This window comes from Runella rosea, assembly GCF_003325355.1.
Taxonomy (GTDB): Bacteria; Bacteroidota; Bacteroidia; order Cytophagales; family Spirosomataceae; genus Runella; species Runella rosea.
Window position 1 is genome coordinate 1,141,891 of sequence record NZ_CP030850.1, and the last position, 25,448, is coordinate 1,167,338.

A 25,448-nucleotide genomic window follows, 5' to 3' on the forward strand; every position below is an offset into this window, starting at 1 on the left:
TCCGGTTTGGGGTAAAAACTTAACGGCGGAAGTTGATTAAGGCGCAAAAATACGCTTTATTCTTGTCCTACAAACCATTTAATGTTACCGTTTAATAAAAAGGTATTTTTTTTTGATTCTACAAATTCCGCTAAATACCATGGATTATTTGGAAAATAGTGGTCTTCTCCCTACACTATTCGCCACACAGTTAGATAGTTAATACAACCTTCTTCTTCTAAAAATTGTACAATACCAAGACAAAACTATATTTCTACCTTTTTCGTTTTAATCCTGTTAAGTTTGCAGCTGAAAACTCACTCTTTTAGCACAGCCAACAGGGAGTGTTTTCTATCAACAAATGAATATTCCAAACAATCAGAATTTACAAACAATGATGACTTACATTGAGCCAGCTCCGATAAAAGATAAGGAGAATCCACTGGAGTCTATGATGTCGCGCTTTGACAAAGCTGCCGAATTATTGGGTATCAGCGACGAAATGTACCATATCCTTAAAATGCCTCGAAAGCAAGTCGTCGTGGGTCTGCCCGTGACGATGGACAACGGACAAATCAAGGTTTTTGAAGGGTATCGCGTTATTCACTCTACCATTCTGGGGCCCTCCAAAGGCGGAATTCGATTCGACATGGGGGTAAACATTGACGAAATCAGGGCCTTAGCCGCTTGGATGACCTGGAAATGCGCCGTGGTTGACATTCCTTACGGGGGTGCCAAAGGCGGAATTGCCTGCAACCCACGCGAAATGTCAGCGGGAGAGATTGAGCGACTGATGCGTGCTTACACCACCGCGATGCTCAACGTATTTGGTCCCGATGAAGACATCCCCGCCCCCGACATGGGCACTGGCCCGCGCGAAATGGCTTGGTTGATGGACGAATACTCCAAAGCCAAAGGCATGACCGTGCAGGGAGTAGTAACGGGCAAACCGCTTGTATTGGGCGGCTCGCTCGGACGAACCGAAGCTACCGGACGCGGCGTAACCGTTTCGGCGCTTTCGGCCATGGAAAAAATGCGTATCAATCCCTACCGTGCTACTGCTGCCATTCAGGGATTTGGCAACGTGGGTATGTACGCGGCAGCTCTGCTTCACGAACGCGGCGTAAGCGTGCAGGCCATCAGTGATATTTCGGGAGGGTATTATAATTCCAACGGAATCGATATTGAAGCCGCGATGGCCTACCGAAATGCCAACGGAGGAATGTTGGAAGGATACACCGGAGCCGAAAAAATCACCAACGAAGAATTACTTTCTCTCCCCGTGGATGTGCTCGTTCCTGCGGCCAAAGAAGATGTGATTACCCACGAAAACGCCGCCGATATTCAGGCAAAAATGATTGTAGAAGGTGCCAACGGCCCAACTTCAGCCAGCGCCGACGACATCATCAACAGCAAGGGAATCATGGTTGTGCCCGACATTCTGGCCAACGCAGGCGGGGTAACGGTTTCGTACTTTGAATGGGTTCAAAACCGCATCGGTTACAAATGGAATTTGGAACGCATCAACCGCCGCTCAGACCGTATCATGAAGGATGCCTTTGAAAATGTATACGCCACCTCTCAAAAATACAAAGTAAATATGCGCTTGGCGGCTTACATTGTGGCCATCGACAAAGTGGCCAGCACTTACAAATTCCGTGGCGGTTACTAATAAAGTAATGCGCTGTGAGTAGCGAGTAGTGATAAGATTGTTATTTTTGCGAGGTGAAAGGCTTAAACCTATCCCTCGCATTTTTTATTTTACCTATACGCAAACATGACTATTCATAAAGAAGGAACGGCCAGCATTGGATTAGCGGCTCTTTTTGTACTGATAACCAACGGATTGGTTCGCTATTTCTGGGGAGAATTAGATTGGTTGACCACGGCTTGGCTGGCCGCATCCCTTATCTTCTTCTTTATCATCCTTCAGTTTTTTCGAAAACCAGCCCGCGTTTTTTCTGTCAACCCAAAACACGTCATTGCTCCGTGTGATGGAAAAGTGGTCGTTATTGAAGAGGTAATTGAAACCGAATATTTCAAAGGACCACGCCGCCAAGTGTCGATTTTTATGTCACCCATCAATGTACACATCAACTGGAATCCCATTTCGGGGGTGGTCAACTATTTCAAGTACCATCCAGGCAAATACTTAGTGGCTTGGCACCCAAAATCTAGCACAGAAAACGAGCGCACCACCACCGTCATCAAAGCTCCTAACGGCGTAGAAGTACTTTTTCGGCAAATTGCGGGCGCATTGGCCAAACGAATTGTATGGTACGTAAAAGAAGGGCAACAAGTAGCCCAAGGCTCCGAAATGGGCTTTATCAAATTTGGCTCACGGGTAGACCTTTACTTACCCTTAGACGCCAAAATACTTGTCAATTTAGAAGATAAAACGAAGGGCGGAATTACCGTATTGGCCGAATTAAAATAAGTGTGTTGTTGCCTTTGTTTCATCATACGCATTACTTAAACTAACTATGCTATCAACTTCTACGACTGAATCTACTTCCCGTTACGAAAATCTTGACCAAATGAGTGTTCGGGAACTGCTCATCAACATCAATAACGAAGACAAAACCGTACCCTATGCCGTCGAAAAGGCCATTCCGCAGATTGAGGCTTTGGTCGAACAAATTGTGATTCGGATGAAGCAGGGAGGGCGTCTTTTCTACATTGGGGCAGGTACGAGCGGTAGATTAGGGGTGGTAGATGCATCAGAATGTCCACCTACTTACGGTGTCCCCTTTGATTTGGTCATAGGGCTGATGGCCGGGGGCGACCAAGCCATTCGGCGGGCGGTCGAAAACGCCGAGGACGACCCCGAACAGGCATGGATTGACCTAAAAGAATACGAAATTGATGAATTGGACTCGCTGGTAGGCATTGCGGCCTCTGGTCGAACCCCTTATGTGATTGGGGGATTGCAGAAAGCCCGCGAGTCTGGCATTCTGACGGGTTGTATCGTGTGTAATACGGGTTCGGCGGTAGCCGCCGCCGCAGAGTATCCTGTTGAAATTGTCGTGGGCCCAGAGTTTGTCACGGGCAGTACGCGTATGAAATCAGGAACCGCCCAAAAACTAGCATTAAACATGATTTCAACCTCAGTGATGATTCAGCTGGGGCGCGTGAAAGGCAATAAAATGGTCGATATGCAAATGACCAACTATAAATTGGTACAACGGGCCATCCGTATGGTCAGAGAGGAGCTTCCTCACCTCACCTCAGAAGAAGCGCAGGCGTTGCTTGAAGCCCATGGAAGCGTACGCAACGCCGTAGAAGCGGGCAGAAAGAGCTAAGATGAAACCGATTTGGGACGCGCTTCGCAAACACCTGCGGCAAGACTTCCGTTGGAATCTTTACGGAACTCTTGTCCTGTTTTTAGCTTTGTTAATAACGTTCAATTACTCGGTCAATCTCGAACGCGGAATCATTGACAGCTACCGGGGCAATCCGCTACGCATTGTCTGGTATTTTCTGCTTTACTGTTTTGCGTATTACGGTGGTTTATTGATTTACTTGGGTTTTACCAAAGAATGGTGGCGCCTCAAAAACCCCCGATTCTGGCTCTATAGCCTCTTTATTTTGGCCGTTTTGGGGCTTGACGGCGGCTTTTACGGCTACAACTCCCTGAGTCGAGCCCTCTTTGATGGAGCGGTATACAGCTATCTATTTCATTGCTTCACCAATGTATCTTCGGCGTTGACCGTTTTTCTGCCATTGGCTTTATTTTATTATTTTGTCGATAATCAGCGCCATCATTTTTACGGACTTCAACCCAAATGGACAAAGTTAAAGCCTTACTTTATACTGGTCTCGTTGATGCTTCCGCTAATCGCCTGGGCTTCTTTTCAACCCGATTTTTTACGCTCCTATCCCACTTATTTTGACTCAAATGCCGACGAATTTTTCGGGGTTTCGCGCTGGGTTACGACCTTGCTTTATGAGCTGTTGTATGCGTTTGACTTTGTATCCGCCGAGCTGATGTTCAGGGGGTTTATGGTCATCGGAATGGCCCATTTATTGGGCAGAGGCGCCATTATTCCCATGGTAGTATGTTATGCTTCGCTGCATTTTGGCAAGCCTCTCGGCGAAACCATCGGCTCCATTTTCGGCGGTTATATCTTGGGCGTCATTGCGCTGGAATCACGCAGTATTTGGGGCGGTATCATCGTTCACGTGGGCGTGGCATGGATGATGGATTTGGCAGCATGGCTGCAAAAAATGTAGCCGCCCATCATATCCCTACCTATTTATTTCCCTTCTGGAAAAACAAATACTTTGTTATCCAACACAGGATTGATGGCTATTTTCTCGATGATAATCGTCTGCCCTTCTTGTCCACTTATTCGATAACGCATTTCAAAAGGAAACGTCATTCCATCTACTTTTTGGAAGTTATTGTACATGATTTCCTGCGGAATGCCCCTTACTGGCCCATTATTTATCAAACCACGCGACATTAAAAGGCTGAAATCTTGGGCGTCAAAGTAGTAAACCATACTATTTTCTTCCACTTTTTTATTCCGTTTAAGCCCTTTTTTAGTCAGTTTAAGCTTAATACAATCCACATTACCCACTTTTTCCCGCCCTTGCGTCTCTACTACGTAGCCCTTGGACTTGTAATCTAAAAAAGGATTGGGAAAATCGGCATCGGCTTCCTGCTGGATGTTATATGTATCTTCCTCCGACAGGATTTCGGGAAGTTTTGTCACGGCATTGGTAGCCCACGCGGTTTTTCCATCATAAGCCGTCTGGACAAACTCGACTCCGTTGACAATCGTGGCTATTTTTAGTTTTCCACCCTTTTCTTGAAATATCGTCACGGGAATTTCCACCGACTGCATTTTGATTTTCCCTTCCATTCGAAGGGATTTAAGGGCTGATAGTTTGTCTTTGCCGCCCGTTTGATTTAAATAACCATTCACAACTTCATCGGGAGTTTGCGCCCTTGCCACCACTGCCATTAACCCCACCGCCACAAGCACCATTGATTTGATTGTGTTCATTCTTCTTTCGTTTATTTGCGAGATATTAGTAATAAATAGGTACCAAACCGCCTAGCTACTCAGTGCTACTGGACGTCAAATAAAACGCATTTTTACCTCAGGAGGTATATCTGCACAGGCAGAAAAAGCGTAGCCATGCCATTATTAAACCTAAAATTACAGCACGGCTTTTACTATATACCCCTGTTTTTTAAGCAGTTGTAACACACCTTTTGTTCCTCCCAAATGTCCTGCACCTACCGCAAAAAAAGTGGATTTAGACTTCATTGCCTTTTCCATGATGGGCACCCAAGCCGAATTTCGCTTGGCCAATAAAATATCTTCGTAGCCGTTAAAATCCCATTCGCTGTTATCCATCAATTTTAAAAGTCCTTCCAAATCCTGCTTTTTGTAGAGCGCCACCATGTCGCCAAATTCCTTGGAGGATTCATCTTTCTTTCGGACCATATCCGCCAGCAATCCTGCCTGTTTTTCGTAGGGAATTTGGTCAAAAACACCCATCTGAAGTTCTACCGTTTCAAGTCCGAGCAATTCTTTTTTGGTACTAGAAGCCATCTGTGTAAACACCACTTCATAGGATTGCGGCTGACAACTCAACAACGTTGTGTACAGCATCGACATCAGGGCAAATGGCTTCATCCCCCCCATTTGGTCAAGGTTTGTGCCCATTTTTTCTTTAAAATAGTCACTCAATAGGGTGTATTCTTCGGGTTTGAGATAGTCTTTTATTTTCTTGCCGTTGGTAAGCAGCATCATTTGCATCATCTTGGACATCAGGGTTGGATCATCCATATCGAGTTCGAGGTAAACTTGCTCTGCCTTTTGAAAAGCAGCTTTGGTCGAATCGGTCAAAAAATAGTCGTTGGGACAAATCATGTGGATGGTTCCGTAGAGGTACGACGGCTTCGGCAGGCCATTGCCCGATACTTCCCACAAAAGGGACTTTTCTTGGGCATAACTCCACTGGACGAAAAAACAAAGTACGAGAAGCTGAATTGTTTTCATAGTTGTTGATTTATTCGTTCTTAAATTCTAGCTAAAAGCATCTATACCACAAAACATATTCTGAGGTATCCCATCACAGAACGATGAGAAGATTATTTTCGGTAAAGATAGAAGAATAAATAAATCACCAACTGCCGCCACCACCGCCGCCAAAACCGCCACCGCTAGAACCGCCACCGCCACTACTACCACTCTTAGAAGGAGCGCTCGTGAGGGTATTGCTCATGGTTTGGGAAGCATCCTGAAAACGACGGGCAAACTGGGAAGTCGTAAATCCGTTGACGTTGGAAGAATACCAATTAGGCGGAGGAACATTGAGCAACTCAAATTTTTGGGACCAATTATCGGTCAGGTTAAAAACCATTGCGTAGGGCAGTGTTTTATCAAAATAATGCGGATCTTCCCGAATGAGTTGCTGAAGGCGAGGCAGTTCTACGGTTTGCATAAACATTCGATACCCTGCCAATTGTCGATACATCTCCACCCCTAAAAGCGACTTTTTGGGCATTTTTCGGCTGAGCACCACCATCACCAGCCCAAGAACCAGCGCTCCAACGCCCGTTTCTACGGATACAAACCCAATCTCTGGTATTCCTTCAAACGAAAAAGTAAACAACACACAAAGCCCAAACAACACATAGCCTCCAATTTTCATGGCTTTGCCCGCGTCAATTCCGCTGCCTTCGTAGTGGCGATTTGCTTCAATTTTATTCTTAAGCAATTCGTTGACTTTCTCCATTGTTTTGTAAAAAGTAAGCCGCAACGAAGAGAGCAAGACCGAATTTTGTCCGCTGAAAAGTCCATCAAATAACCGCTTTTCGTAGGAAGTAGCTGCCTCTGGCAGGAAGTTTAGACGGGTCAATTTGTAGTCCGTATTTTTCAATAGCCCGAGCAATACAACGGTTTCTATTTCTTCGATTTTAATCAATCCCTGCGACGCCCAGTAGGGAATCAAGGAAATAATATCGTGGTCGTGCAATTTATCATCAATCAAAACACCCGCTTCGGCAGGGGTCATATTTGGGGGTGGATAGTACTGCGGAACAATCGTAATGGGCTTGTCTCGGCCTTTTTTATGCCAAAACCAAAACACAAAAATGAGCGGAAGGAGGGAATAAAGAAGCCATTGATTGTTGGTCCACCCACGCTTCCAAGCAACGTCTGATGAAGACGCCAACACCCCAGAAGGAACACTTACAGCAGGCTGATAGAATGAATCTTCGGCAGAAATAGGCGTGGTGGATTCAATAACAATATCGCTGCCCTCAGTACGGGTAGTGAGCAACTGCGTATTGAAATCTGGTGACTCATTGGCCCGCCACTTGGCTTCTGCCGCCGAAACAGGCAGGGTAATCACGGTTTTGGAAGTTAGGATAGGCTCGTCTAAAAAGTAGTTTTTGTGCCTAAAAAAGACCCGCGAATACCCCGCATTTTGGGCATCATCGGCCACATTGCCTTTCAGGGTATAGCGCAATTCAACCCTCCGCTCATCCCCCGCTTTCACATCGGTAAAATGTATTTTGAAAGGGTCCTCTTTATCCTGAACGGCCCCTTGCCACTGCACATTTTCAATCGTATAATACGTATGGTTGTGCAGCCACCGCCCCGACATTCCAAAGGTTCTTTCTGAAACATAATTATCAATCGGAATCCTCAAACTATTGACGGTGTTGATAAATTTCAGATCGGCTTTGATGCTTACTTCGGTCGAGCCATCCTTTTGAATAGTATAATGTGTATCGAAATGTTTAAGAAAGAATTTTTTGGCGAGAAACGATACATCGCCCGCTTCGTAGCGAATGTTGTCTTTCGGAAACCTCAAGTTCAGGGTCCAAGCCTGATTCAATTCGAGGGGTTGAGTCATCGCACCTTTGAGCGTTTGATTATCAACCCATTGGGATTGTGCAGCGTTGGAGGTACTCCCCGAAGCGCCAGTAAACGTGCTAAACAAAACAGGATTATACGTAGATTGAGGCTGGGGCAAATGCACAGTATAGGTTGCTTTTTCAATACGTGCATTCCATTGATCTCCAATCAAATTCCAGTTAATTTCGACATGGTCACTGTAATAGGCCGCAATATTATCAACCTCATATTCAATCACATAACGCTGAAACCCTTCTACTTTTTCATTTGCATCGCCGATTTTTATCCTTAAATAATTCTCTTCTGGTTCAAGCAAATACGTAGCTGGCTGTACCCGAATATTGCGAATTGGCATGACGAGCATGTTATTGCGTAGCAATTTGTACGTTGCACTTTCAAGGCCCGGCTGAAATTCAATGTTGTAACGCGTCGGAATGTCTTTATAAATGCCATGTTTAGCTTCGGTAAAAAATACGTCGATGGTCTCTTTAATGTTAAGCGCTCCGTTTGCCCGAACGGTCAGATCGATGTCAAAGTGCTTAATCACAAAGCCCTGCCCGCACACCTGAAAGACAAGGCTCCACAAAATTAGAATGAAAAGATATTTTTTTTTAAAGGAAATCATGATCTAATTGAGCAGATTAAAAGGAGATTTTTACATTTTGCGACTCTTCTGGGTTCGCTAATTCGAAGAACATTTTTTTGCTAAAATGAAAAAGTCCCGCCACCAGATTGGACGGAAATGAATCGCATTTTGTATTGTAATCGCGCACGGTGGCATTGTAATACCGCCGGCTGTTTTGCAAATCATCCTCAATTTTTTCTACGGCGGCCTGTAAATCGGCAAAATTTTGGTTTGCTTTCAAATCGGGATAGTTTTCGGCAAGGGCAAATACCGACCGCAGCCCCTGCGACAGCGCCGCGCTGGCCTGCGCCTGAGCGCTTACGTCGAGCGGCGAGGCATAAACGGCCGCATTTCGCAACTGAATTACTTTTTCAAGGGTTTCGCTTTCGTGTTTGGCGTAGCCTTTTACGGTCGTTACCAAGTTGGGAATCAAGTCAAAGCGACGCTTCAACTGCACTGATATGCCACTCCAGGCCTCATCTACCAAGGCCCGGCCACTGACAAGGCCGTTGTAGATGGCAATGCCCCCGATCAGCAGAAGTGCGGCAACGGACAAAATGATGTAAAATGGATTCATGTTTTTTAGCATTAGGTTATTAAAAGAGGAACGAAATGTTTTTTATTGGATTAGGTCAGCATTTCCGCAAAGATTTACCCTAAAAGCTCAACGAAAAAATGAAACAAAGGGAAGCGTAGAAAGAAGGTATTCAAACGTATAAAATGGGGAGTTAATCGTTGTGAATCAATTGAAAAAGCCTTCAATAATTGACCAAACCTAAAGTGTTCAAAAATATCCCTAATGTACAAATTTTAGTCAATCCATAAATGAATAAAGCACAATTTATCCTATCAAAAATTTACCAAAAAAAAGGTCAGCTTCAAAAAATTGAAGCTGACCCAAGCTATGTAAATACAATTTATATGACAAATTACCTAGCTCTTTCTTCTGGAGGCCGAAGCAATCTCATCCAATCCATTCACCAGACGGTCAAGGTCTTTCGGAGTATGATATACGTGAGGAGTGACGCGCACCCCTTTAATGTTTTCCCATTCGATACTCGTAGTGTGAATTTTGAATTTGTTATACAATTGACCATCTACTTCGGAGGTTTTTAAGCCCTCAACCGAAACTAGCGCAATGGCACAGGCGTAGTTGGGATTGGGTGATGTATGTATTTTCACCCCAGGTATTTGACGGGCTTTATCCGTCCAATACCGCTGAAGATAATGCGCCCGGGCCTGTTTACGGGCCGCACCGAGGGATAATTGAAAGTCAACCGCCGTTCCAATGGCCATTTCGGAGGCAAAAGAGCGCGTTCCTAAACTTTCAAATTTGCGAATATCCGGTCCATCGGGTTCGTTGTTGGACAAAAGCGCCCATACTTTTGAAATTTTGTCTTTTTTAACGTACATCAACCCACTGCCAAACGGCGCACCCAGCCATTTGTGGAGACTGGTGGCGTAGTAATCGCAGCCTAAATCTGGAATTTTAAAATCCAATAAAGCAAACGTATGGGCACCATCGGCAATGACTTCAATGCCGCGTTTGTGGGCTTCATCGGCAATTTTACGAACGGGAACGGTCTGTCCAATCCAGTTGATCATGTGCGTCACATGTACAACTTTGGTACGAGACGTAAACGCACTGACGTATTTATCCACAAAATACGCATCGTTTTCCTGCGGCAGGTCCAGGTTTATCCAAACCAGTTTGATACCATCCCGTTTTTCGCGCTGTTTCCACGCATTTATCATGTTGGGATAATCTTGTTTTGTCAATACCACCTCGTCGCCAGGCTTTAAATCCAAGCCAAAAATGACCGTATTCAGTCCTTCGGTAGCGTTGCGGTTGATGGCAACTTCCTCAGCAGAGCAGCCCGCTAAATCGGCCAATTTGCTCCTTAGCGACTCGCGACCTTGGTCTAAAATTCGCCACATATAGTAGCTGGGGGCTTCATTACAGTATTGATAAAAACGAATGTGGGCATCCTGCACTGAGCGCGGCTGCGGGCACACGCCCCCATTGTTGAGATTCAACAAATTGGGCGAAACGGTATATTCGGTCTTTACAAAAGCCCAAAAGTCTTCATTTTGAGCAGCTTCCAAGGGTGAAAGATGCGCTACCTGACGATTGAGCGTTTCAAAGTTTTGGGCTTCGGCAGGGGCTAAAAAGGGTGGAAGGGTCAAGGCACCAGCAGCAGTGCCGAGCGACCCTAGAAATTGGCGTCGGTTAAACATTGTTTAGGAATAATTTGATTTGGTGATGCGGCCTTACAATACTACAAAGAGGCTTTCAAAAAATCAAATCCTGAACCGTTTAATAAAACACGATATTCATTTTATGTCAAGTTACCAACTTAGTATTTTTCCTTTAATTACATTTGCATCGGATTGGTATAGTTTATTTACAGCAATTAGTGTACAATCCATCAAATCTAATATCCAACTTAATTTTCCCCTTCACTTATGAAACACACTCGTTTTTCATCCGTTCTGCTAGTCATTTTGATGGCTTTTGTGATTATATCATGCAGCAAAAAAGAAGAACCCGAACCAGCAATGGGCGACCAAGTAGCTGGAACCTATACACTTACCAAAGTGTCGTTGGGCCCGCTGGGCATTGACTATCCTTATACCGATCCAAGTAACGGGGTTAAGTATTCTGGCAAAATTGAAATCGCCAAAGTAGCCGATGACAAAGCAACCGCTTCCATCACTTACATTGATACGGATAAAGCGGGCAAAGTCACCGAGGATAAAATCAGCCTCGGCGAAGCTACCCTAAAGAAAGCTGCCACTGGCGAAATCGAAGCCTACAGCGGAACTACCAAAATTGGCACCTATAGCAACAGCCTATTAAGTCTTTCTTTTGTCGACCCTGACAGCAAGTTGCTCGTAACCATTACTGGTAAAAAATAATTCTACGCGTTGGTAACGGTTTCGCTTTCACCAACCTGCTGCCGCCACATGGCGTAATACAAGCCCTTTTGAGTCAGTAAATCCTCGTGGTTTCCTGACTCAACTATTTTACCCTTCTCCAATACCACAATCCGGTCGGCGTGCATAATCGTGCTCAGTCGGTGCGCAATCAGCACCGTAATATGCTGCTCGTTGTTGGAAATCTCACGAATGGTCTGCGTAATTTCTTCTTCCGTCAATGAGTCAAGCGCCGAAGTGGCTTCGTCGAATATCAGCAAATTTGGGGTTCGCAACAGCGCACGAGCAATGGATAAACGTTGTTTTTCTCCCCCCGAAACTTTCATCCCTCCTTCACCAATAACCGTATCCAAGCCATTGTCGGCGCGGTTAATCAATGAGTAAGCTGCCGCTTTTTTGAGTACGTCGAGGCATTCTTCGTCAGTGGCGGTGGGTTTTACAAATAGGAGATTTTCGCGAATGGTTCCCGAGAACAACTGCGCGTCTTGCGCCACAAAACCGATTTGCTCCCGCAGTTCATCTTTGTCTATCTGTCGGCTATCAATGCCATTGTACGCAATACTTCCTTCTTCGGGGTCATACAGACCTACTAACAACTTAATCAGGGTCGTTTTCCCACTACCCGAAGGCCCCGCAAAGGCAATGGTTTCCCCTTTTTTCACCTCAAAATTAACGTTTAACAAAGCAGCGCGCGCGGCGGTCAAGTGTTTGAAAACGACATTCTTGAAAACCACATTTTCAATGCGAGTCAACGCCACTGGATTGGCTGGTTTGGCCTCCTTGGGTCTGCTCATAATATCCCGAAAGTTGTTGAGAGAAACCTCCGCCTCGCGGTATAACTGAATAACATTGCCGAGTTCTTGCAACGGGCCAAAGATAAAAAAGGAGTAAAGCAACAGCGAGAAATATTGGCCAATGGTGAGCACTTCCTTAAAAATAAGCCACAGCATCAGCGCCACGATACAACTGCGCAAGAAGTTGATGGTGGTGCCTTGTACAAAACCTAACGTTCTGACAAACTTCACCTTACGTAATTCTAACCCCAGAATCTTCTCGGTGTTTCCGTTTAAGCGTTTGATTTCTTGGTCGGTCAGTCCGAGGCTTTTGACCAATTCAATGTTACGCAGCGATTCAGTGGTACTGCCCGCCAATGCGGTAGTTTCGGCGACTATTTTGGTCTGAATTTTCTTGATTCTTTTGCTCAATACCGAACTCAGCCAAGCAATCACGGGGATGGTTAGAAAGTAAACTGGCGCAATGGGCCAGTAAATTGTCCAGGCATAAATAATCACAAACGTAATCCCAATCAAGGATTGAAAAACCACGTTAACCACCGACGTAATCATGCGCTCGGTATCAGTTTTCACTTTTTGAAGCACACCGAGGGTCTGTCCGCTACGTTGGTCTTCAAAAACCTGATACGGCAAAGCCAACGAATGTTTGATGCCATCGGTGTATATTTTAGTACCGACGCGCTGGGTAATGACGCTGATAAAATAATCCTGAAAGTTTTTGGCAATGCGCGACACCATTGCCGCGCCAATGGCCAACCCAACAAATTTTAGCGTACCCAGAATGTATTCATTTTCGGTAAAACGCTTGAAATTAGTGGCGTAACGGTCAATGACCAAGCGGTAAATGTAGGGGTCGAGCAGTGAAAAAATTTGATTGACTGCTGCCAGCGAGAGGGCTACAAAGATGAGTTTCCAGTGAGGCCGAAGGTAACGGTAGAGTATATCCATGAAAAAAAAACACCGACACTCGCAATTATGTTCCTGATACTCTATCCAAAAAACAATTTAGTAGCTCAAAAAAAACGCCAGATCGAGCAATGGTTCTCGGTCTGACGTATCTCTAAAAAGCCAAATCGGTACTCAACTTTAGCAAACCAAAGGATATTATTTTGCAAGAATGGGTTCTTTTTTATACCTTCCCCACGCTACAAACAACGCCAAACCACCCAAAACTACATTGATACCAATGCCTTGATATTCGGCTTTGGTTAGGTGATAGACCGCCGCAAAAAGCATCGTAACGGCCAACCCCAGCGCGGCCAATGGCGTCAAGATGGGTTTTATTCTTAAAAGCGCGGGGAGCAATAAACCAATCGCTCCTAAAAGCTCCACTGCCCCCACAAAACGCACCATGCTCTCTGAGAAATCATTCACCCAAGGCATTTGGAGGGCCAGTTCGCTAATGGGGGTCGTCATTTTGGTAAATCCAGCAAAGGCAAACATCAGGGCAAGCAATCCCTGAACAATCCAGAGGGCTATTTTCATTGTGTATAACGGTTTTAGAGAGTGAGAAAAAAGGTTGATTTAGTTTCCAAACGACAAATTAAGCGGCATAATTAGCTTGAAAAAACAAACTCAAAGCGGTTGGCTTACGTCCGAGAAGTTGTTCCAACGCGGCATCAGTTACATCCATTTCTCCGTCTTTCAACGCTTCGCTGATACTCACAATCATCGGAATAAACGCCTCTGGAACACCTGCCTGCACCAATCCCGCCTTGAAAGATTCGGTCGAAATAGCAGTATACGTGATGGTTTTACCCGTTACGTCGCTTAATTGCTCCGCCAGCTCAGCAAATGAATACGATTTGCCCGAAGTAATTTCGTAAGTCTGGTTAAGGTGTTTTTCGGGAGCCATAAGCACATTGGCCAATGCTTCGGCAATATCGGCGCGCAGTACAAAGTTTGCCTTTGCTTCACCCGCTGGATAAAACCACTGACCTGTTTCTAGCGCATTCCCCACCAACATCGGTACGACTTCGGCGTAAAAAGTATTTCTAAAAATCGTGTATGAAATTCCCGACGATTTGAGGTATTCTTCCGTTCTGATGTGGTCGACACCCGGAATAAATTTGGTTTGAAAAGAAGTTTTCAGGGCACTGGTATAAATTAAATGTTTAACCCCCGCTTCCTTAGCCGCGTTGATGGCATTGACATGCTGCCCTACCCTATCTTCCATCGAACCCGATGAAATCAACAATAATGTATCAATACCTTCAAATGCTTTTACGAGCGATGTTGCATCAAAATAATCCCCCTTACGAATCGCTATTCCTTTGGCTGTCAGTTCTTCTGCTTTGGCGAGATCGCGCACTAAAGCGGCAATTTGGTGCGCTGGCACTGTTTTGAGAAGAAAATCAATTACCCCTTTACCTAAATGTCCGGTCGCTGCTGTTACTAAAATCATGCTACTATATTTTTGATTAAAACTGTTTTTTGATTGGTCAAAGGTAGCTACCTTTGCTATATAAAAGTAACCACTATACCAAAGTATACCGATATACTTTGGTATAGCATCTCTTTATAAATCCAATAAACAGTATGCAAAACAAAACAGAATGTTCAGCCTTTGTAATACCTATCCGGGATTGTTTGGACATCCTCAGCGGTAAATGGAAGCTACCGATTTTAGGCGCTTTGATGGAAGGGAAAAAGCGATTTAAGGAACTCGAACGTTCGATTCCCAATATCACGCCCAGAATGTTATCCAAAGAATTGAGAGAACTGGAAATCAATCAATTGGTAAAACGAACGGTGTATGATACCGTTCCCGTAACCGTTGAGTACGAAATGGCTCCTTACGGCCATTCGTTAAAGAAAGTACTGATGGAAATGAAAGAATGGGGAGCGCAGCACCGCAAAAGAATTATGACGACCGATGTAGTCATCGAAAACGTCGGCGAGGTTGAATACTGATACACCTGAACCTCGCAGACGTTAAAATTATACTCGCTCTACAATCACAGCGTAACCCATGCCTACGCCTACGCACATCGACACAAGCGCGTAGCGTTTTTGGGTTCTAATCAATTGATTGACCGCCGCTTGAATGATTCTGGTACCCGACATACCCAGCGGATGTCCCAAGGCAATGGCTCCGCCGTTGGGGTTAATTCTGGGGTCATCGTCGGCGAGTCCTAGATTCCGGGTAACGGCCAGACACTGGGCCGCAAAAGCTTCGTTAAACTCAATCACGTCCATTTCGGCAAGGGTCAAGCCCGCTTTTTGAAGGGCTTTCTGCGAAGCGGGCAACGGGCCGATGCCCATAATACGCGGCTCTACCCCCACCACCGCCGAACTGACAATGCGGGCCTTCGGCGCTAAATCAAAACGCTTTATTGCCGCTTCTGAGGCAATAAACATGGCCGCCGCCCCGTCGTTGAGTCCCGACGAGTTACCTGCGGTCACGGTTCCGTTTTCTTTCTTAAACGCAGGTTTCAGTTGGGCTAATTTTTCAAGGGTTGAGTTTCCTTTGATGAATTCATCTTTGTCAAAAACCGTCACATTCCCTTTTTTATCGGCCCATTCTACCGCCACAATCTCTTCATTCAACATTCCGCTTTGCTGGGCAGCAAAGGCTTTTTTCTGCGAATTGTAAGCAAATAAGTCTTGGTCTTCGCGACTGATATGGTACATCTCAGCGAGGTTTTCGGCTGTTACGCCCATGGCGTCAGTGCCGTAAAGTTTGTGCATCTGGGGATTAACAAATCGCCATCCGAAGCTAGAATCAAACATTTGGGCGTCGTTTCCGAAAGGTTTGGATGTTTTGGAAATCACCCACGGACCGCGCGTCATGTGCTCCATACCACCCGCGATAAATACATCTCCATCATCGGCTTTGATGGCGCGGTTGGCGTGAATAACCGCCGACATGCCAGAAGAGCACAACCGATTGACGGTTTCGCCGGGCACAGTATAAGGCAAACCCGCCAACAGCAGCGCCATCCGCGCTACGTTGCGGTTGTCTTCTCCTGCCTGATTATGACAGCCCAAAATCACATCTTCGATGGCATCCAACGGAATGGAAGGCGTCCGTTTGATGAGTTCTCGAATGGGAATGGCCGCCAAATCATCAGCACGGACGTTCGACAAACTGCCACCAAAACTTCCAATCGGCGTCCGGACGGTATCAATGATATAGGCTTGTTTCATGGTATATATTCAATAGAATGGATTCAATTTCAGGCAAGTTGCTCCACAAAGGAAGCACTTGTTTTGGCTTTTACTTCTTCCAACGTCGCGCCGGGCATCAGTTCGATAAGCGTCAATTTATTTTCTGGAAAAGCAAACACGGCCAAATCAGTAATCACCAAATCTACCACGCCCGAAGCCGTCAGCGGCAACGTACAGGCAGGAACAATCTTGGACGAGCCATCGGGGTTTGTATGCGTCATGGTGATAATGAGGCGTTTGGCACCCTTGGCTAAATCCATCGCTCCACCCACGCCCAAGAGTGGCTTTCCGGGCACGGCCCAGTTGGCTAAGTTGGCCGCTTCGTCTACCTCCAAACCGCCCATAATGGCAGCGTCGATGTGCCGACCGCGAATCATAGCAAACGAATCGGCACTGTCGAAATAACTGCTTCCTTTGAGCGCCGTTACGGGAATTTTACCCGCATTTACGGGATAATTCATAGCACCACCCCCATCAGTAGGCACGGGACCTACGCCCAGCATTCCGTTTTCGGTGTGCAAAATAATGCCGTGCTCTTCCGTAATCAAATCGGCTACGAGGGTAGGAATGCCGATGCCGAGATTCACAACATCGCCTTTCTTTAGCTCCGACAACGCCCGTTTGGCCATATTCATGCGGCTTTCATCCACCTTTTTGGAAGACGAAACCGACGCCGACGACCCCAAATCTTCCAAGGTCAGCGTAGCCTGTACCAAGTAATTGACAAAGCAGCCGGGGGTATGAACGTGCTCAGGGGCAATTTCCCCCACGGGTACAATTTCTTCGACTTCGGCAATGACCAAATCGGCGGCCGTGGCCATGGCTTTGTTAAAGTTCTGTTCGGTCATGCGGTACTGTAAATTGCCCGCGGTATCGGCCCGCCACGCACGAATAAAGGCCACATTTCCGCGAATTCCTTTGATGAATACCTGCTCGGCTCCGTCAATGATTTTGGTTTCGCGGCCTTGCGCAATGAGCGTACCCGCCGATGTGGGCGTGTAAAAACCTCCGATACCCGCACCACCCGCCCGAATGGCCTCGGCCAACGTGCCCTGTGGCAACAATTCATACGCAACCTGACCACTTTGAGCGGCTTTGACGGCGTCGGGATTGGACGTAAAGAACGACCCAATCATTTTTTTAATTTGCCCATTTTGGAGCAGACGCCCACCGCCAATGCCCACTTCCCCCACGTTGTTACCGATAAAAGTGAGGTTTTTGGTGCCCGTTTCGGCCAAGGCATGCATGAGATGAACGGGATTTCCCGTCATGCCGAAGCCACCCTGCAAAATCGTATCGCCATCTTTGACCATTTGGGCGGCGGTTGCCACATCTATAATTGGAACTTCTTTCATTTTTAATCAATAAAGTATTCAAAAAGAATGGGTAAAAATCAATTAAAAAACGCTAATCCAACGCCTCAAAGGACTCAAAAGGGAGGCCCACGTAGTTTTCGGCGATGGTCATTGCGTACGCTTCCGACAGCTGGATATAATCAAATTTTGCCTTTTGCAGTTGATAATGAAACGACCCGTGTTCGTATTGTTTGTGAAATAAGGTGGTCATAAAATTGGAGAAATCCTGCGCGCGCCAAATACGTTTCAGGGCAATGGTTGAATAATTATCCAACGCTTGCATCGACGCTTTTTCGTAGAAATCTCTGAATCCATCCACCAAATGTTTTACGTCTGCCACGGCCAGATTGAGTCCTTTTCCACCCGTTGGAGGCACAATATGGGCGGCGTCGCCTGCCAAAAACAAACGCCCGTGTTGCATATTATCAATAAAATAGCTGCGCATGGGCGTGATGCTTTTTTCAAAAATCGGCCCAGAATTCAGCTTCCAACCTTCCGTACCCAAACGCACCGAAAGCTCTTCCCAAATTTGCTCGTCCGACCAGTTATCAACGTGGTCGTCGTTTTCTACTTGGATGTACAATCGACTTACTTTTTCTGAACGCAAACTATGCAGCGCAAATCCGCGCTCGTGATAGGCATAAATCAACTCCTCAGAAGAAGGCGCTACGTGGGCTAAAATCCCCAGCCAACTAAACGGATACGTGACCGAATATTCTTTATAGGCGTCTTTGGGCATTGATTTACGGCCCAAGCCATGAAAACCGTCGCAAGCGGCGATGAAATCGCATTCAATGATTCCTTTTTCGCCATTGTGTTCAAAATGTATTTTGGGAGTATCGGTTTCGATGCCTTCTAGTTCAAGAGCGGGGGCCTCAAACAACAATTGGCCATTCTTCTCCAACCAAGCCTCCGTCAGGTCTTTGACGACCTCCTGCTGACCATAAATCGTGATGTTTCGTCCGCCCGTAAGTTGTCCAAAAGGCACTCTTACGCGCTTTCCGTCAAAGTTCAAATAGACTCCATGGTGCTCCTGTCCTTCTTTGACCAGGCGGTCAGCCAATCCCAATTCTTTAAGAATATCGACCGTATTTTGTTCCAAAAGACCCGCCCGCACCCTTCCCTGAATATATTCGCGGCTACGGTGCTCAATGATGACCGCTTCAATCCCGTGTTTTTTGAGCCAATGGGCAAGGGTTAAGCCCGCTGGCCCTGCTCCTATGATGCCAACTTGTGTTTTTATTGTTTTCATTTTTAGGTAGTTATGTTCAGTTCGTTGATGACTTCCTGCGCTGTGTGAAAGGCTTCATTGGCCGCAGGCAAACCGCAGTAAAGGGCCGAATGCATGATGATCTCTTTGATTTCAGCCACCGTCACTCCGTTGTTAAACGCCGCCCGAACGTGCATTTTAAATTCCGTTTTTCGGTTGAGCGCAATCAACATCGCCAAGGTGATAAGACTGCGGTTGTGCTTCGATAAATCAGGGCGTGTCCAGATTTCGCCCCAAGCGTAGTTGGTAATAAAAGATTGAAAATCAGCATTAAAGGGATTGATATTAGCGTTTGCTTTGTCAACGTGCGCTTCACCCAACACCGACCGCCGAACGTGCATTCCCTTCTCAAAAGCGGTGTTACCAACTAAAAAATCAATGAGTGTTTGGGCGTACTCTTGCGGCAATTCGGTACTTGCTAGGTGCCGGGCATTTAGGACTTTCAAAGAGGCATGAGGTATATGTTTTGCCAAAAACTCCGCCTGTTCAACGTTCGTAACGGGGTCTTCATCCCCCGTAATCACCAGTGTTTCAACAGATAACTTCATCAGCGTTTCTCTGAAATCAGCATCGCGGATGGCACCGCAACAAGCGGCGTATCCCGCCACGTGACTACGCAAAAACATGGCTTTGGTCTCGGCCACTCGTTGGGGATTTTGCTGCCGAAACGATTCCGTAAACCACCGCTCCATGGTATCGTCAACGATGGCCTGCATTCCTTGTTGAGTGATGGTTTCGATGCGAGAGTTCCAGCGTTCATCATTGCCGATTTTAGCACCCGTATTACTCAAAACAATCTTTTTGAAACGATTTGGGTAATGAATCCCCAGCCATTGCCCAATCAATCCACCCATAGAAAGACCACAGTAACAGGCAGTTTCGATGCCGAGGCTGTCCATCAAATCAATCACATCTTGGCCCAATAAGCCAATGGTGTATGATTCTACCGAAGACGATTCCTCATAGCTACCCCCATGGCCTCGGGTGTCGTACTGCAACACCCGAAAATAGGGCAAGACATGCGGAACGAGTTCATCCCACATCATCATTTCTGATCCCAGCGAGTTAGAAAAAATCAACACTGGGCTATTGGGCGTTCCCTGAAGTTTGTAGTTGGTTTTCATCTTAGCGTCCAAATTTCTTCAATACCTTATCAATCATTTCTAAACTCAACCCCAGCGCGTTTTCTGGTTTAAACAGTTCATCCACCGAGGGTACGTCTATTTTCAATTCTAGCAGTACTTCTTTTAAATGTTTTTGCTGCGTAATGGCAGTTTTACAGGCTTTTTCGACCCATTCATGGGCCTGATTTTTCCCCATTTTAGGCGCCAATGCCAACGATACACTTTCGGCATAAATCAACCCTTGGGTCAGTTCCAGATTGGCCAACATCCGCTTTTCATCCACTTCCAATCCTTCCAGCAACTCAATGGCCCGTTCTACAGTGCCCGCCGTCAGGGTCATGATTTGGGTCAACACTTCCCATTCAGAATGCCACAGCCCCGCCGAACGCTCGTGCTCCTGCGGCATGGCCGAAAGCACCGTAGCCACCAAGTGCGGCAACCGGGCGGAGTTGGCCAGCATGGCCGCACAAGTAACGGGGTTGCGTTTGTGCGGCATGGTACTCGACCCGCCTTTGCCTTCAGCCGCACCTTCATACACCTCTCCCACCTCGGTTTGCATCAGCAGCGACACATCTTTGGCGATTTTACCCAACGTGCCCGTCAAAATCCCCAATACACTCGCCCACTCGGCGAAAGTATCGCGGTTTGACTGCCACGAAAACGAGGTTTGTAGCCCTAAGTTTTGCGCAAAAATTTGCTGTACCTCGCTCGAAATCTGCGCGTTGCCGCTACCTACCGCACCCGCCAACTGAACCACAAAAAGACGTTTTTTGACTTCTTCGATGCGCTCCTGCGTTCGGCCAATGCTTTCCAGCCAACCCGCCGTTTTCAGTCCAAACGTAATCGGTCGTGCCTGTTGCAGCAGCGTCCTGCCAATCATGGGTGTACTTCGGTAGCTGCTTGTTTTTTCCACTAAATGACGGATGAGCAAACTTAATTTTTGTGCTAACCATTGACCAAACTCCTGCATTTGCAAAACGGCGGCTGTGTCCACAACATCCTGACTAGTAGCACCTAAGTGCACATATTTGGAGGCTTCTACGTCATTATTTTTTACGATGCGGGTCAATTGTTTCACCAACGGAATCGCGGCATTGCCCCCCAATTTAATTTCAGACTTAAGCCGGGTCATATCAATCAAATCAGACTGACAACACATAGCAATGAGGTCGGCCACTCCCGCTGGAATCACCCCTGCCACTTCCTGCGCGCGCGCCAATTCGGCCTCAACGCGGAGCATGTGCCCAATGGTATTCCTCTCCGAAAAGAGCTCATTGATGTCGTCCGAATAAAACAATTCGCTGTATAAGCCCATTTTTGGGGTGGTTAAATCTCAAAAAATACCGTTTCTTTTTCGCCCTGCATGTAAATATTGAATTCATAACCCGCCGCATTTTTGGAAGCGATGAGGGTGTCGCGTCGGTCAACCGGAACGGTGCTTAAAATTTCGTCTTGCGCATTGAGTTCCACCTCATCTTCAAAGTAAATACGTGTATAAGAATGAATTAGCTGCCCGCGCATAAACACAATCACGCTTAGATGCGGGGCCTGTCCATCAACCGAAGTGGGTTTAAATGTATGAAAAATAAACCGATTTTGCGGGTCGGTGCCCGTCCCGAAACGCCCAAAACGTTGGTGCTGCGTATCCCAAATCTCAATCATGGCATCGGGAATCACGTCGCCGTTGCCATCAAAAACTTTACCCACCACATTAACGACGTTGGCTTCGTCGAGAGGGTTAGCTAATACATTGTTAGACAAGCTTTTAAAATCATATAAATATTGTTCGGGGGTGAGTCCGTACGCAAAATAAGGCCCGACAGTTTGAGAAGGTGTTTGTAACATGGGAATGACAATTGTTGCGTTAAAATTTATTATACATTTTCAAACGGAGTGGCCTGATGCCCCCTTAAAACAAAGTCAAAACGGTATCCCAACGCAAAATTTGGCTCGGTGATGCTCAAATCAAAGGTTGAAATCAAAAGCTCACGTCCTTTGGGCGGCACGCCCAGAAAAATGGGGTCGTACTGCAACAGTGGGTCACCGGGAAAGTACATTTGGGTCACCAAACGGTTGGTGATATTGGCCCCAAACAACGAAAAATGGATGTGATTGGGCCGCCAAGCGTTGGGGTGGTTGCCCCAAGGATACGCTCCAGGCTTGATGGTATAAAACCGATAGTTTCCTTCCGCATCCGTCATACAGCGCCCCGCGCCCAAAAAATTAGGGTCGAGCGGGGCATCGTGTTGGTCTACTTTATGGACGTACCGACCCGCCGCGTTGGCTTGCCAAATCTCAATCAGCGTATTGGGAATCGGGCGCCCGTTTTCATTCATCACTTTGCCATGCACCACGATGCGTTCGCCCATCGGCTCGCCGTTCTTAATCGAATTCTTGGTCAGGTCATGGTCAAATTTGCCCAAGTTAAAATCCCCGAATACTGGACCTGTCAACTCCGAAAGTGACTGTTTTACCACGACCAACGGCTTGCTAGGTGCACGCAGTACGGTCGATTTATAATCGGGAGCAAGCCGAGGCGGCTGGACTTCATAATCGAAAGTATTATAAATGAGTTGGCTCATTGCGGTACAATTTTGGAGAGGTAGTTTCTTTTTTCAGTCCAACAAAGGTATGGGTCATGTTAAATAAATTCTTGGATTAATTAAAATATTGCTTGTATAAAACAAACATTTATTACAAACTTTAATGTTAAACAAAATAGAAAATTTTTACTATAAATACCTTTATTACAATAGTTTAACACCATAAAAGTGCACAATCAATGTATTATCTAAGAAAATACCCTATATTTATTCTTGCATTTTCAGAACATACTATGAACCCAAAAGGACTTGTCAATTTCAAAGGATTATATGGCGACAACCGCTCACCGCTGGTGCCCAATTTCATCCACCATGAATTATTGGAAACCAGGAGTAAAATCTATGATTGGGAAATTCACGAGCACCTGCATACCGATTTGTATCAGGTATTTATCATTCAGTCGGGAAGCGGGGTGCTTAGGTCTGAAAACAAAGAATTTGCGATTGAAAGCCCTTGTCTGATTACCATTCCCGCCAATACGCTGCACGGGTTTATGTTTCAGCCAGAAATCGTGGGCGAAGTCATTACGTTTTCGGAGTCATTTTTGGAGAGTCTTTTCAAAAACTCCCCCAAAATCGGCCTCGAAATCAGCCGCTTAAAACAGCTATCCTTTTCCGACGACGATTCGGCATTTAACCGAATTTTATTCCTCAAAACGGAGATTATGAAGGAATTGCTCGAAGAAAACCCCGAAAAACAGGCGGTTTTGCAGTCCCTTTTTCAATTATTGTTCCTGACGATTTACCGACAGGCCCTCACCCAAAGCAGCCCCGTAACCACTTCTGACAATCGAACGTTGCAGTATTTTCAGGGGTTTCAGAAGAGCATCAAACAGTCGTTGCAAGAGTCAAAATCCATCAATCAGTACGCCCAAGAGTTGAACATTACCCCCGTTCACCTCAATCGTATTTGCCAAAATTTGGTCCAAAAATCCGCCCTGCAAGTCGTACACGATTACCTCATCAACGAAGCGAAAAAATATCTTCTCAACACAAACTACTCAATATCAGAGGTTTCTTACTTTCTAAATTTCAAAGACCCCGCCTATTTCACGCGTTTGTTTAAAAAATACACGGGGGTGGCTCCGAGCGAGTTTAGGAAGAACTAACTGGATTTTATCCTACTTAATTAGGGTGTGAGTTTATGTCAACAATTGATTCAGGTTCACATTCAAATCGCTGATTTGGGCTTCGGTTGGACTCAGTTGGGCTGCCAATAATTTACGCGCATTGAGGTGGTCGGCAGGACGATTGAGCGAATCAACGGCAATCAACCGATTTTTTTGGAAATAATAGACCGAAAACTTGTCGGTGTCAATGTCGCCTCTCAGCACATAGCGGTCAAAACCTGCCGAAATTCCCGCCATCTGGAGTTTCAAATGGTATTGATTGGTCCAAAACCAAGGCACTGCGTGGTAAGGCTGGGCTTTCCCCAATACGTGATTTACGGCCGTTTTGGCTTGGTCAACGGCATTCTGAACCGATTCCAAACGCAGTCTTTTTTGGGCAAAAGCGTTGTAATGATTGGCACAATCGCCGATGGCGTAAATGTTGGCGACCGAAGTTTGTTGGTACTCGTTTACCAAAATACCATTTTCGCAGGCAATTCCCGCCTCTACCGCCAACGACGTTTCGGGAATGACCCCAATGCCCGCCAGTATCAAATCGGCTTCGATTTTCTTGCCATCACTTATTATAATATACTGACCATCAATTGCTTTTGTCAAAGTATTGAGGTACACTTGAACCCCGTTTTTCTCGTGCGTTTTTTGGAAAACATCCGAGATAACCGCCGGTAGCACCCGTTCCATCAAACGCGACTGCGCCTCAATAACACTCACTTCTTTGCCTTTTTCCTTCGCCAACGCGGCCAATTCAAGGCCAATAAACCCACCACCAATGATGGCTACTTTATGAGCTGTTTCGAGTCGGTGCGCAATGGCTTTGGCATCGGCTAAAGTGCGCAGGTAAAGCACGTCGGCGGCGCCTTCCATCGTCAATTTTCGGTTGGCAGCTCCCGTCGCTAAAATCAAATGCGTGTAGTCGATGGTCTCGCCTTCTTGCGTTATCACCAACTGCCCCACCGTATCGAGTTGAGCGATATTGACCCCTAACCGAAGGTCAATCTGGTGGTTTTGAAAAAAATGCGGGGAACGAAACAAAATGGCTTCCTCCGACTGCTTTCCCTGCAAATAACCTTTGGAGAGTGGCGGTTTTTGGTAGGGCTGGTCATTTTCTTCCGAAATCAACACAATTTCGCCCTCAAACCCTTCTTCGCGCAACGACGCAGCCGCCTGCAAACCCCCGTGCCCAGCGCCGATGATGACAACTTTTGCACTCATTGTTTCTCAGGGATACGGACAATGACCCCGTCCAATTTGTTGGAAATACGTACTTGGCACCCCAAGCGGCTGTTTGACATGCGCTCGGCGGTCGCACCTTCGAGCATTTCGTTTTCTTCTTCTTCCATTTCGGGCAAAAGACCCATAAATTGTTCATCCACGTAAATATGGCAGGTGGCGCACATGCATGAGCCGCCGCATTCGGCCACAATTCCTTTGATGTCGTTCTGAACGGCTCCTTCCATCAAGGTAGCCCCCAACGGCAAATCCACTTGGTGTTCTGTGCCGTTGTTTTCGATATAAATTACTTTTGGCATTGTATTACAAATAGTTACGATAAATAAATTTCTTAAAAGAATATTTTAT

The 25,448-nt window shown here is 46.1% G+C and carries 24 protein-coding genes; 7 read left to right on the plus strand and 17 right to left on the minus strand.

Annotated elements, in window-relative coordinates; translation table 11 throughout:
• The first annotated feature begins 376 nt into the window (after nucleotides 1-376).
• From DR864_RS04905 to DR864_RS04920, 4 genes are all read left to right on the plus strand, one after another.
• Nucleotides 377-1,651, plus strand: a complete 1,275-nt coding sequence (locus DR864_RS04905; RefSeq protein ID WP_114070153.1) for a Glu/Leu/Phe/Val family dehydrogenase — start codon at nucleotides 377-379, stop codon at nucleotides 1,649-1,651.
• A gap of 105 nt (nucleotides 1,652-1,756) precedes the next feature.
• On the plus strand, nucleotides 1,757-2,416 hold the full coding sequence (locus DR864_RS04910; protein ID WP_114065905.1) for a phosphatidylserine decarboxylase family protein: 660 nt from the start codon (nucleotides 1,757-1,759) through the stop codon (nucleotides 2,414-2,416).
• A 46-nt stretch (nucleotides 2,417-2,462) separates the two neighbouring features.
• The gene (murQ, locus tag DR864_RS04915; protein ID WP_114065906.1) at nucleotides 2,463-3,281 is read left to right on the plus strand and encodes an N-acetylmuramic acid 6-phosphate etherase; all 819 of its coding nucleotides are present in this window, start codon (nucleotides 2,463-2,465) and stop codon (nucleotides 3,279-3,281) included.
• A 1-nt stretch (nucleotide 3,282) separates the two neighbouring features.
• Nucleotides 3,283-4,212 (plus strand): CPBP family intramembrane glutamic endopeptidase, encoded by a 930-nt coding sequence (locus DR864_RS04920; RefSeq protein WP_114065907.1) that lies wholly within the window; start codon nucleotides 3,283-3,285, stop codon nucleotides 4,210-4,212.
• 23 nt (nucleotides 4,213-4,235) lie between these two features.
• Here the strand turns inward: DR864_RS04920 and DR864_RS04925 are convergent, their stop codons facing one another.
• The 5 genes from DR864_RS04925 to DR864_RS04945 form a co-directional block, all read right to left on the minus strand.
• Complete coding sequence (locus tag DR864_RS04925) at nucleotides 4,236-4,991, minus strand: hypothetical protein (RefSeq protein WP_114065908.1); 756 nt, start codon at nucleotides 4,989-4,991, stop codon at nucleotides 4,236-4,238.
• Between the two features lie 156 nt (nucleotides 4,992-5,147).
• Entirely contained in the window at nucleotides 5,148-5,996 is an 849-nt protein-coding gene (locus DR864_RS04930) for a TraB/GumN family protein (RefSeq protein ID WP_114065909.1), read from the minus strand.
• A 124-nt stretch (nucleotides 5,997-6,120) separates the two neighbouring features.
• A complete protein-coding gene (locus tag DR864_RS04935) occupies nucleotides 6,121-8,487 on the minus strand; it encodes a DUF2207 domain-containing protein (protein ID WP_114065910.1) in 2,367 nt (788 codons plus the stop codon).
• Between the two features lie 16 nt (nucleotides 8,488-8,503).
• Nucleotides 8,504-9,064, minus strand: coding sequence for a LemA family protein (locus DR864_RS04940; RefSeq protein ID WP_114070154.1), 561 nt, complete (start codon nucleotides 9,062-9,064; stop codon nucleotides 8,504-8,506).
• 356 nt (nucleotides 9,065-9,420) lie between these two features.
• Nucleotides 9,421-10,725, minus strand: coding sequence for an aminotransferase class V-fold PLP-dependent enzyme (locus DR864_RS04945; RefSeq protein WP_114065911.1), 1,305 nt, complete (start codon nucleotides 10,723-10,725; stop codon nucleotides 9,421-9,423).
• 228 nt (nucleotides 10,726-10,953) lie between these two features.
• Between DR864_RS04945 and DR864_RS04950 the strand changes: the two genes are divergently transcribed.
• On the plus strand, nucleotides 10,954-11,406 hold the full coding sequence (locus DR864_RS04950; RefSeq protein WP_162793555.1) for a hypothetical protein: 453 nt from the start codon (nucleotides 10,954-10,956) through the stop codon (nucleotides 11,404-11,406).
• Between the two features lie 2 nt (nucleotides 11,407-11,408).
• Here DR864_RS04950 and DR864_RS04955 read toward each other — a convergent pair whose 3' ends face one another.
• The 3 genes from DR864_RS04955 to DR864_RS04965 all read right to left on the minus strand — a co-directional run bounded on the left by DR864_RS04955 (nucleotide 11,409) and on the right by DR864_RS04965 (nucleotide 14,622).
• Nucleotides 11,409-13,166, minus strand: coding sequence for an ABC transporter ATP-binding protein (locus tag DR864_RS04955; protein WP_114065913.1), 1,758 nt, complete (start codon nucleotides 13,164-13,166; stop codon nucleotides 11,409-11,411).
• A gap of 156 nt (nucleotides 13,167-13,322) precedes the next feature.
• Complete coding sequence (locus DR864_RS04960; protein WP_114065914.1) at nucleotides 13,323-13,703, minus strand: DoxX family protein; 381 nt, start codon at nucleotides 13,701-13,703, stop codon at nucleotides 13,323-13,325.
• A 58-nt stretch (nucleotides 13,704-13,761) separates the two neighbouring features.
• Nucleotides 13,762-14,622: an SDR family oxidoreductase gene (locus DR864_RS04965; RefSeq protein ID WP_114065915.1), complete on the minus strand. Its 861-nt coding sequence runs from the start codon at nucleotides 14,620-14,622 to the stop codon at nucleotides 13,762-13,764.
• Nucleotides 14,623-14,756: 134 nt separating this feature from the next.
• Here DR864_RS04965 and DR864_RS04970 point away from each other — a divergent pair, with 134 nt between their 5' ends.
• Nucleotides 14,757-15,131, plus strand: coding sequence for a winged helix-turn-helix transcriptional regulator (locus DR864_RS04970; RefSeq protein WP_114065916.1), 375 nt, complete (start codon nucleotides 14,757-14,759; stop codon nucleotides 15,129-15,131).
• 27 nt (nucleotides 15,132-15,158) lie between these two features.
• On the opposite strand, the gene pcaF is transcribed toward DR864_RS04970, so the two are convergent.
• From pcaF to pcaH, 7 genes are read right to left on the minus strand one after another with little or no spacing between them, the layout of a single operon-like run.
• Complete coding sequence (gene pcaF, locus DR864_RS04975; protein ID WP_114065917.1) at nucleotides 15,159-16,367, minus strand: 3-oxoadipyl-CoA thiolase; 1,209 nt, start codon at nucleotides 16,365-16,367, stop codon at nucleotides 15,159-15,161.
• A gap of 29 nt (nucleotides 16,368-16,396) precedes the next feature.
• Nucleotides 16,397-17,743: a 3-oxoacid CoA-transferase gene (locus tag DR864_RS04980; RefSeq protein ID WP_114065918.1), complete on the minus strand. Its 1,347-nt coding sequence runs from the start codon at nucleotides 17,741-17,743 to the stop codon at nucleotides 16,397-16,399.
• Nucleotides 17,744-17,795: 52 nt separating this feature from the next.
• Complete coding sequence (locus tag DR864_RS04985; protein ID WP_114065919.1) at nucleotides 17,796-18,995, minus strand: 4-hydroxybenzoate 3-monooxygenase; 1,200 nt, start codon at nucleotides 18,993-18,995, stop codon at nucleotides 17,796-17,798.
• 2 nt (nucleotides 18,996-18,997) lie between these two features.
• On the minus strand, nucleotides 18,998-20,137 hold the full coding sequence (gene pcaDC / locus DR864_RS04990; protein WP_114065920.1) for a bifunctional 3-oxoadipate enol-lactonase/4-carboxymuconolactone decarboxylase PcaDC: 1,140 nt from the start codon (nucleotides 20,135-20,137) through the stop codon (nucleotides 18,998-19,000).
• Nucleotide 20,138: 1 nt separating this feature from the next.
• On the minus strand, nucleotides 20,139-21,452 hold the full coding sequence (gene pcaB / locus DR864_RS04995; protein WP_114065921.1) for a 3-carboxy-cis,cis-muconate cycloisomerase: 1,314 nt from the start codon (nucleotides 21,450-21,452) through the stop codon (nucleotides 20,139-20,141).
• An 11-nt stretch (nucleotides 21,453-21,463) separates the two neighbouring features.
• Nucleotides 21,464-21,982, minus strand: coding sequence for a protocatechuate 3,4-dioxygenase subunit alpha (gene pcaG, locus DR864_RS05000; RefSeq protein WP_205319204.1), 519 nt, complete (start codon nucleotides 21,980-21,982; stop codon nucleotides 21,464-21,466).
• Between the two features lie 29 nt (nucleotides 21,983-22,011).
• Nucleotides 22,012-22,719: a protocatechuate 3,4-dioxygenase subunit beta gene (gene pcaH / locus DR864_RS05005; protein WP_114065923.1), complete on the minus strand. Its 708-nt coding sequence runs from the start codon at nucleotides 22,717-22,719 to the stop codon at nucleotides 22,012-22,014.
• Between the two features lie 254 nt (nucleotides 22,720-22,973).
• Here pcaH and DR864_RS05010 point away from each other — a divergent pair, with 254 nt between their 5' ends.
• On the plus strand, nucleotides 22,974-23,849 hold the full coding sequence (locus tag DR864_RS05010) for a helix-turn-helix domain-containing protein (RefSeq protein WP_114065924.1): 876 nt from the start codon (nucleotides 22,974-22,976) through the stop codon (nucleotides 23,847-23,849).
• Between the two features lie 33 nt (nucleotides 23,850-23,882).
• Here the strand turns inward: DR864_RS05010 and DR864_RS05015 are convergent, their stop codons facing one another.
• A complete protein-coding gene (locus DR864_RS05015) occupies nucleotides 23,883-25,082 on the minus strand; it encodes an NAD(P)/FAD-dependent oxidoreductase (protein ID WP_114065925.1) in 1,200 nt (399 codons plus the stop codon).
• Nucleotides 25,079-25,399, minus strand: coding sequence for a 2Fe-2S iron-sulfur cluster-binding protein (locus tag DR864_RS05020; RefSeq protein WP_114065926.1), 321 nt, complete (start codon nucleotides 25,397-25,399; stop codon nucleotides 25,079-25,081). Before DR864_RS05020 ends, DR864_RS05015 begins: the two co-directional genes overlap by 4 nt.
• Between the last annotated feature and the right edge of the window lie 49 nt (nucleotides 25,400-25,448).

What these genes read in the sequence shown, in the direction of transcription:
- DR864_RS04905 (WP_114070153.1), top strand. Translation starts at nt 377, where the DNA reads ATGACTTACATTGAGCCAGCTCCGATAAAAGATAAGGAGAATCCACTG.
- DR864_RS04910 (WP_114065905.1), top strand. Translation starts at nt 1,757, where the DNA reads ATGACTATTCATAAAGAAGGAACGGCCAGCATTGGATTAGCGGCTCTT.
- murQ (WP_114065906.1), top strand. Translation starts at nt 2,463, where the DNA reads ATGCTATCAACTTCTACGACTGAATCTACTTCCCGTTACGAAAATCTT.
- DR864_RS04920 (WP_114065907.1), top strand. Translation starts at nt 3,283, where the DNA reads ATGAAACCGATTTGGGACGCGCTTCGCAAACACCTGCGGCAAGACTTC.
- DR864_RS04925 (WP_114065908.1), bottom strand. Translation starts at nt 4,991, where the DNA reads ATGAACACAATCAAATCAATGGTGCTTGTGGCGGTGGGGTTAATGGCA.
- DR864_RS04930 (WP_114065909.1), bottom strand. Translation starts at nt 5,996, where the DNA reads ATGAAAACAATTCAGCTTCTCGTACTTTGTTTTTTCGTCCAGTGGAGT.
- DR864_RS04935 (WP_114065910.1), bottom strand. Translation starts at nt 8,487, where the DNA reads ATGATTTCCTTTAAAAAAAAATATCTTTTCATTCTAATTTTGTGGAGC.
- DR864_RS04940 (WP_114070154.1), bottom strand. Translation starts at nt 9,064, where the DNA reads ATGAATCCATTTTACATCATTTTGTCCGTTGCCGCACTTCTGCTGATC.
- DR864_RS04945 (WP_114065911.1), bottom strand. Translation starts at nt 10,725, where the DNA reads ATGTTTAACCGACGCCAATTTCTAGGGTCGCTCGGCACTGCTGCTGGT.
- DR864_RS04950 (WP_162793555.1), top strand. Translation starts at nt 10,954, where the DNA reads ATGAAACACACTCGTTTTTCATCCGTTCTGCTAGTCATTTTGATGGCT.
- DR864_RS04955 (WP_114065913.1), bottom strand. Translation starts at nt 13,166, where the DNA reads ATGGATATACTCTACCGTTACCTTCGGCCTCACTGGAAACTCATCTTT.
- DR864_RS04960 (WP_114065914.1), bottom strand. Translation starts at nt 13,703, where the DNA reads ATGAAAATAGCCCTCTGGATTGTTCAGGGATTGCTTGCCCTGATGTTT.
- DR864_RS04965 (WP_114065915.1), bottom strand. Translation starts at nt 14,622, where the DNA reads ATGATTTTAGTAACAGCAGCGACCGGACATTTAGGTAAAGGGGTAATT.
- DR864_RS04970 (WP_114065916.1), top strand. Translation starts at nt 14,757, where the DNA reads ATGCAAAACAAAACAGAATGTTCAGCCTTTGTAATACCTATCCGGGAT.
- pcaF (WP_114065917.1), bottom strand. Translation starts at nt 16,367, where the DNA reads ATGAAACAAGCCTATATCATTGATACCGTCCGGACGCCGATTGGAAGT.
- DR864_RS04980 (WP_114065918.1), bottom strand. Translation starts at nt 17,743, where the DNA reads ATGAAAGAAGTTCCAATTATAGATGTGGCAACCGCCGCCCAAATGGTC.
- DR864_RS04985 (WP_114065919.1), bottom strand. Translation starts at nt 18,995, where the DNA reads ATGAAAACAATAAAAACACAAGTTGGCATCATAGGAGCAGGGCCAGCG.
- pcaDC (WP_114065920.1), bottom strand. Translation starts at nt 20,137, where the DNA reads ATGAAAACCAACTACAAACTTCAGGGAACGCCCAATAGCCCAGTGTTG.
- pcaB (WP_114065921.1), bottom strand. Translation starts at nt 21,452, where the DNA reads ATGGGCTTATACAGCGAATTGTTTTATTCGGACGACATCAATGAGCTC.
- pcaG (WP_205319204.1), bottom strand. Translation starts at nt 21,982, where the DNA reads ATGTTACAAACACCTTCTCAAACTGTCGGGCCTTATTTTGCGTACGGA.
- pcaH (WP_114065923.1), bottom strand. Translation starts at nt 22,719, where the DNA reads ATGAGCCAACTCATTTATAATACTTTCGATTATGAAGTCCAGCCGCCT.
- DR864_RS05010 (WP_114065924.1), top strand. Translation starts at nt 22,974, where the DNA reads ATGAACCCAAAAGGACTTGTCAATTTCAAAGGATTATATGGCGACAAC.
- DR864_RS05015 (WP_114065925.1), bottom strand. Translation starts at nt 25,082, where the DNA reads ATGAGTGCAAAAGTTGTCATCATCGGCGCTGGGCACGGGGGTTTGCAG.
- DR864_RS05020 (WP_114065926.1), bottom strand. Translation starts at nt 25,399, where the DNA reads ATGCCAAAAGTAATTTATATCGAAAACAACGGCACAGAACACCAAGTG.